The 5,263-nt window shown below is 60.0% G+C and carries 5 protein-coding genes and 1 tRNA gene; 2 read left to right on the forward strand and 4 right to left on the reverse strand.

Annotated features, from left to right (window positions below; translation table 11 throughout):
- The first annotated feature begins 187 nt into the window (after positions 1–187).
- A complete protein-coding gene (locus MHX52_RS10175) occupies positions 188–1,174 on the forward strand; it encodes a squalene/phytoene synthase family protein (RefSeq protein ID WP_304504288.1) in 987 nt (328 codons plus the stop codon).
- A gap of 38 nt (positions 1,175–1,212) precedes the next feature.
- Here MHX52_RS10175 and MHX52_RS10180 read toward each other — a convergent pair whose 3' ends face one another.
- A complete protein-coding gene (locus MHX52_RS10180) occupies positions 1,213–2,421 on the reverse strand; it encodes an Ig-like domain-containing protein (protein ID WP_239318079.1) in 1,209 nt (402 codons plus the stop codon).
- Positions 2,422–2,759: 338 nt separating this feature from the next.
- On the opposite strand from MHX52_RS10180, the gene MHX52_RS10185 reads away from it, so the two are divergent.
- A tRNA-Lys gene (locus tag MHX52_RS10185) sits at positions 2,760–2,832 on the forward strand.
- Between the two features lie 295 nt (positions 2,833–3,127).
- Here MHX52_RS10185 and MHX52_RS10190 read toward each other — a convergent pair.
- From MHX52_RS10190 to MHX52_RS10200, 3 genes are all read right to left on the reverse strand, one after another.
- Positions 3,128–3,490: a hypothetical protein gene (locus tag MHX52_RS10190; protein WP_239318080.1), complete on the reverse strand. Its 363-nt coding sequence runs from the start codon at positions 3,488–3,490 to the stop codon at positions 3,128–3,130.
- A gap of 409 nt (positions 3,491–3,899) precedes the next feature.
- On the reverse strand, positions 3,900–4,262 hold the full coding sequence (locus MHX52_RS10195; protein WP_239318081.1) for a hypothetical protein: 363 nt from the start codon (positions 4,260–4,262) through the stop codon (positions 3,900–3,902).
- Between the two features lies 1 nt (position 4,263).
- Positions 4,264–5,016 carry a peptidoglycan recognition family protein gene (locus MHX52_RS10200; protein WP_239318082.1) on the reverse strand — a complete coding sequence of 251 codons (753 nt, stop codon included), beginning with the start codon at positions 5,014–5,016 and terminating at the stop codon, positions 4,264–4,266.
- Positions 5,017–5,263: the final 247 nt, after the last annotated feature.

Raw genomic sequence — 5,263 nt, forward strand, 5'->3', positions numbered from 1 at the left:
CTCGGGATGGTCAGCCCCGTCGACTTCGAGCACCACATCACCCAGACCACCAACGAAGAAGAAACAGCTGCCTAACTATGAGGTAGCTCCACTACGTGTCCACCATTTGCGGGCAACCCCATTGGGACATTTGCCCTCCCAGGGCACTCCCCAGCCTCCAAACCCTCGTGGGCTAGCATTAATCACCATGGCCCGCCTGCCCAAACTCCCCTTTCGTACACGCCCCAGCGCCACCGTCACCACACACCCCAGCGCCACCACACACCGCAGCGCCAGCGCTACCGCACACCCCAGCGCCGCCACCAGTATCCACGACGACCCCGGCGCGCTGTACACGCAGGCCTCCACCGCCGCGGCCTCCCGCATCATCCGCCACTACTCCACCAGCTTCTACCTGGCCAGCGAACTCCTCGCGCCCACGATCAAGCTGCACATCCGCAACATCTACGCGCTCGCCCGCATCGCGGATGAAATCGTCGACGGTACGGCTGAGGCGCTGGGCGTGCCGGCCTGCGGCGTCACAAAGACCCTCAACGATTACGAACAGACCACCCTCACGGCGCTAGACACCGGCTTCAGCACCGACCCCATCGCGCACGCATTCGCCACCACCGCGCGCTGGGCGGGGTTCGAACGATCCTGGACGGTGGACTTCTTCGCGTCCATGCGTTCGGACGCCCCCAGCTCCAACCCCTTGCCACTTGCCGCCTACGTGCACGGATCCGCGGGCGTGATCGGGTGGATGTGCAACGCGGTGTTCGCAACACACGCCGAGCAGGCTGGGAGCCCGCTGACCGCGGAGCAGCGCTCCCGCACCGACCAGGGCGCCTACGCGCTAGGCAGCGCCTTCCAGAAGGTGAACTTCCTGCGTGACTACCAGGAGGACACGGTCGGGCTGAACCGCTCTTACCTGCCGAAACTCACCGAAGAGTTGAAGGCTGAACTGGTTTCCGAGATCCGCGCGGAGCTTGCCCAGGCGCGCGGCACCATGGCTTTGCTGCCGCTGACGGCCCGGGTGGGGGTGCTCGGCGCGCACGACCTGTTCGCCGCGCTGAACGAGCGGCTAGACCGCACCCCAGTCGCGGAACTAAAAACGGCCCGCGTGCAAGTGCCGCGAGCCGAAAAGGTGAAGATCATCGCGCGCGCCGTCCCCCGGGCCGCGCGCCTGCGCTAACGCTAGCGCTAGCGCTAGCCTGCACTAGCCAGCCCCAGCTACCCCTCCGTGTTCCCGGCCTTCCAGGTCTTCCACGGGATGTTCCAGTCGCCCAGACCGTCGGAGCCGTTCAGCGTCTCACCCTGCGTGTTCTTCACCTCAACAATGTCGCCGCGCTTCATGTTATTAAACACCCAGGCGGCGTTCTCGACGCTCACGTTGATGCAGCCATGCGAGGTGTTGGTGTTGCCTTGCGCGTACACGCTCCACGGCGCGGCGTGGATGTAGATGCCGGAGTAGCTCATCTGCGTCGCGTACTGCACGTCCGTCACGTACGACCCCGCACCCGTCAGGCCGAACGTCGAGGAGTCCATGGTCAGGTGCTCGAACTGGTCGCCGATGATGTACGTGCCATTCGGCGTGGGGTACTGGTAGTCGCGTCCCAGGGAAACCGGCATGGTCTGCACGGTCTTGCCGTTTTTCTTGATGGTCATCATCTTGGTGCTGTCGTCCACGATGGCACGCATCGCATCGCCGATGGTGAAGTTTGCGCTGCGGTCTTCGCCGCCGTACACGCCTTCGCCGATCTTCGTGCCGTACAGGTCGGCCTTCACGCTGACCTTGGTGCCGGGCTTCCAGTACTTCTCTGGGCGCCAGCGCACCTCCTGGGCTGTGATCCAGTAGAAAGCACCTTCCACCTTCGGCGTGGTTTCCACGGTAATGGCGTCTTCCACTGCCTTGCGGTCTTCCACGGGGGCGTCAAAACGAAGAGAGATGGTTTGGCCGATGCCCACGGTCGACCCGTCAAGCGGGGCGAGCGCGCCGTTGAGCGTCATGCCGGGGGTCATGGTGGTGAAGGTCTGCTCGAGCTTCTGGTCGCCAGACTTCGCGGTCAGCGTGTAGGTGCGCGAGTAGCCGAGCTTGGTGGGAACGGTCCACTCGGTCTTGTCCTCGTTGAACTTGCCCTTGACTTCCTCGCCTGCGTCGTTGGTCAGCGAGACCTTGTCGATCTTCTTGTCGCCCTTGACCTGCACGTGCTCGGTGACGTCAACCTCGGTGTCGCCGTCCTTCACGTTGGAGGACAGCTTGTTTTCTTCCTTCTTCTCTTTGCTCTCGCCGTTCTCGCCAGTCGAGGCGTTAGAGCTGATCTGCGGTTCGTCGCTGTCGCGGTCGATTGTGCACGATGCAGTGAAGGTAACTAGGGCGATACTTAGTGACGCCGCAGTGATCCGTGAGAAGGTTTGTCCGAAAACCTTGGTGTTGCGCAAGACTAACTCCAAGAAAGGGAAAGGTGTGTGTAAGAAAAGTGACTGTCCTAAACCTTAACGCTTGGCTGCAGTGGAGCGTTAGTCATTTCGGCGGGTTCCAGCAGTTCGTAGCGTAAACGTTATAAACAGTTGCAGGGGTTCCGGCGAGCCGCTCGCCTGGCGCCGCCGCGCGGGGCATGCGTGCAGGGCATGCGCACACATACTAGGCGCCGGGATGACCACATAGGCCACCTAGAACATGTATGAATTTACTAACCTGACCAGGCGATTTGTATTGTTATGCCGTCTGGGTATAAAGTTTTCCACGTTGCCGAGGCGCACAGCGCTTCGAATAACGCGGGCTATTAGCTCAATTGGCAGAGCAGCTGACTCTTAATCAGCGGGTTCGGGGTTCGAGTCCCTGATAGCCCACTTTTTACTTACCCCGTCTTACCAGCATAAACAGCAGGTAGGGCGGGGTTTTTGCCGTTTGTAGGGGTTTAGTATTTTGGTGTGTATTAGTGCGTTTTAGTGCCTGTTGTCGTCAAAATGTCGTCACAAAACGAGAGGATCCAGAGGGGCATGGGCGAAACCACAAAAAGACCCCCACCACGGGGAGCCAAGGGCTCAACCAGTGGTGAGGGTCTATGGGGGTTGCTGCACAGGGGTGGAGGGGGCGCTTTTTTAGGTGGGGACTGCACCCCCTTCTTGCAGCATGGTTAGTGTATCAAAGGTTCTTTAGATCGTCTCTGATCTCTTCCGGGATTTGCAGCTGGTGGTTAGGGTGTTCGCGGAGCCACCGGCGGATCGTCTCAAGAGCAGCACGATACCGCGCTTTCAGATCAGCCAATTGTTGCTTGACGGTGCGCATGTCGGCTTGCAGCTCCTCGATCTGCTGCTGCTGACTCTCTAGCCGCTCGTCCGCGTATGCTTTCGTCTCGGCAAGTAGTTTTGACCACTCCTCCGCGCGGGTGGTGACCTCCGCTGCCTTTTCTTGGGATCGTGCGGAAATACGCTGGCCAATGAGGGTGGATAGGCCGCCGACTAGCGCGACTGCGACTGTTCCCGCGACTGTGAGAATCGCGCTCATATCCATCACCCCTCCTCAGATATGCGTACCTCTGTAGCCCTCCCTCGACCGAATGCCCATAGGATCAGGGCGCAGATCAGGTAGTAGGATAGTGCGCTTACCCAGGCGCGGGGCAGTTGCTCGTCGAAAAACTGGCCAGCCATGAAGCTAGTACCCCACGCTGCGTGAATGCCAACCACCAGCCCTACACACGTCGGCATGAGCTTAGGGGATAGCGTCGCAATAAGACAGACCAGGCCAATGCCAATCCATATGACGCTCCACACGGACGGTTGGAACACGCTTTCTAGGTAGTGTGCTGCGCGTCGATCCTGATTGACAAAGCCGGGCATGTATGAGATGCCGCGCGCGATGGTGGCTATGCCGACTATGAGTAGTCCTGCCGCGTCGGTTGCCCACCAGTTGCGGGTCATGAGTCGAGCCCCGGGTATGCGCCTTCGATCTCTGGCTCTACCTCTGGCACTGCGTGGCGTGGCTCATAGGCCACCTGCTGCTGGTAGGTCTGCGCTGCCGCTGCGATAGTGGGCAATGCCTGTAGCGCTGCCGCGAGGTCGAGGCCTGCCAGGGGTGCTTGGTCTGGGGCTTTAGGAAGGTTGGCTGCTGCCGTGCCGCCTGTGATCGCTGCGCCCGCGCCCGCGAGGGTGCCTAGGAGTGCTGCGATGTCCGTGTAGCCGAGTGTGGTTGCTACGACTGCTGCGATGCCTACTAGTGCGGAGATTACGTAGATTACGAGGCGTACCCACGCCATGGGGGTTAGTTTCTGCTGCTGCATGTTATTTTCCTTCCGTGAGTCGGTCTAGCTGCGCCTGCATCTTTTCGAGCTTCTGCAGAATCAGGTAAGCGTGAGCGTCCGCGTTGTACAGCGCGTCACGCGGCGTCATGGTCACCTTGGAACCGGGTACACGCGACTTATAGCGCCGATTAATCTGGTCAAAATCCGTCATAGAATCCCCCTTGGGTTGCTGTTTAGGCGCGGGCTTCGGAGCAGGCTTAGGAGCCGTCTTTTTGCCCATCTGGTCATACCACCACTGCGCCCGCGCGATATACGAGTCGTGGTACTTGTGGCCGGGGCGTAGATGCCACGGGCAGCCCGTGGAACCGCCGGACTCGATGGAGTGGAAACGCACCGTCTTTCCAGATACCGGCCTGCCTAGCTTGTAGTATCGGCAGATCGCGGCGACGAGGTGCGCGCCCGCTTCGCGGGTAGCCTCACTGATCGGCCAGTCTTTATCTGCGTAGCCACTATTGGAGTGCTCAATAGTGATTGATTCCTGGTTCGACCGCAGGTTCGCATTACTCCAAGCCGTATCCCAGTCGTTGACCGCCTGGCCGATCTTGCCGTACTGGTCGATGCAGTAGTGGGCGCTCGCTGGGCGGTCGCGCCATACGGCTACGCATTTGTCTACGTCGCCAATCATGGCCATGTGGTGCAGGGTGACGTGGCGGATTTTGCGTCCCCCACGGCCTTTAGTGAAATGCTTTTTCACTAGGTTGTATTTGTCTGGTTCGAGTTTCTCCCAGTCCATGCTCCCCTCCTCCTTGCTTTGGGCATGAGTAAACCCCCGCGTTTTGGCGGGGGTTGTTAGATGTTGTTAGACCTTTTTCCAGCCCTGCGGATCTATTTCATGTGTTTGCGTTTCCATTTTTCCCATGGGCCTGACCCCCGGAAAGTAGACACGTCGGGGGTTAGCTATGCTGCTTGGGTCAGTGTAGCTGAATTAAGTGCTTCGAAGGTATCGGGGGCTAGAAGGTTGCACCAGGAGTGTCGTCTGC

Origin of the sequence: Corynebacterium sp. ACRQJ (genome assembly GCF_022346045.1) — a bacterium.
GTDB classification, from domain to species: domain Bacteria; phylum Actinomycetota; class Actinomycetes; order Mycobacteriales; family Mycobacteriaceae; genus Corynebacterium; species Corynebacterium evansiae.

What these genes read in the sequence shown, in the direction of transcription:
- MHX52_RS10175 (WP_304504288.1), top strand. Translation starts at nt 188, where the DNA reads ATGGCCCGCCTGCCCAAACTCCCCTTTCGTACACGCCCCAGCGCCACC.
- MHX52_RS10190 (WP_239318080.1), bottom strand. Translation starts at nt 3,490, where the DNA reads ATGAGCGCGATTCTCACAGTCGCGGGAACAGTCGCAGTCGCGCTAGTC.
- MHX52_RS10195 (WP_239318081.1), bottom strand. Translation starts at nt 4,262, where the DNA reads ATGCAGCAGCAGAAACTAACCCCCATGGCGTGGGTACGCCTCGTAATC.
- MHX52_RS10200 (WP_239318082.1), bottom strand. Translation starts at nt 5,016, where the DNA reads ATGGACTGGGAGAAACTCGAACCAGACAAATACAACCTAGTGAAAAAG.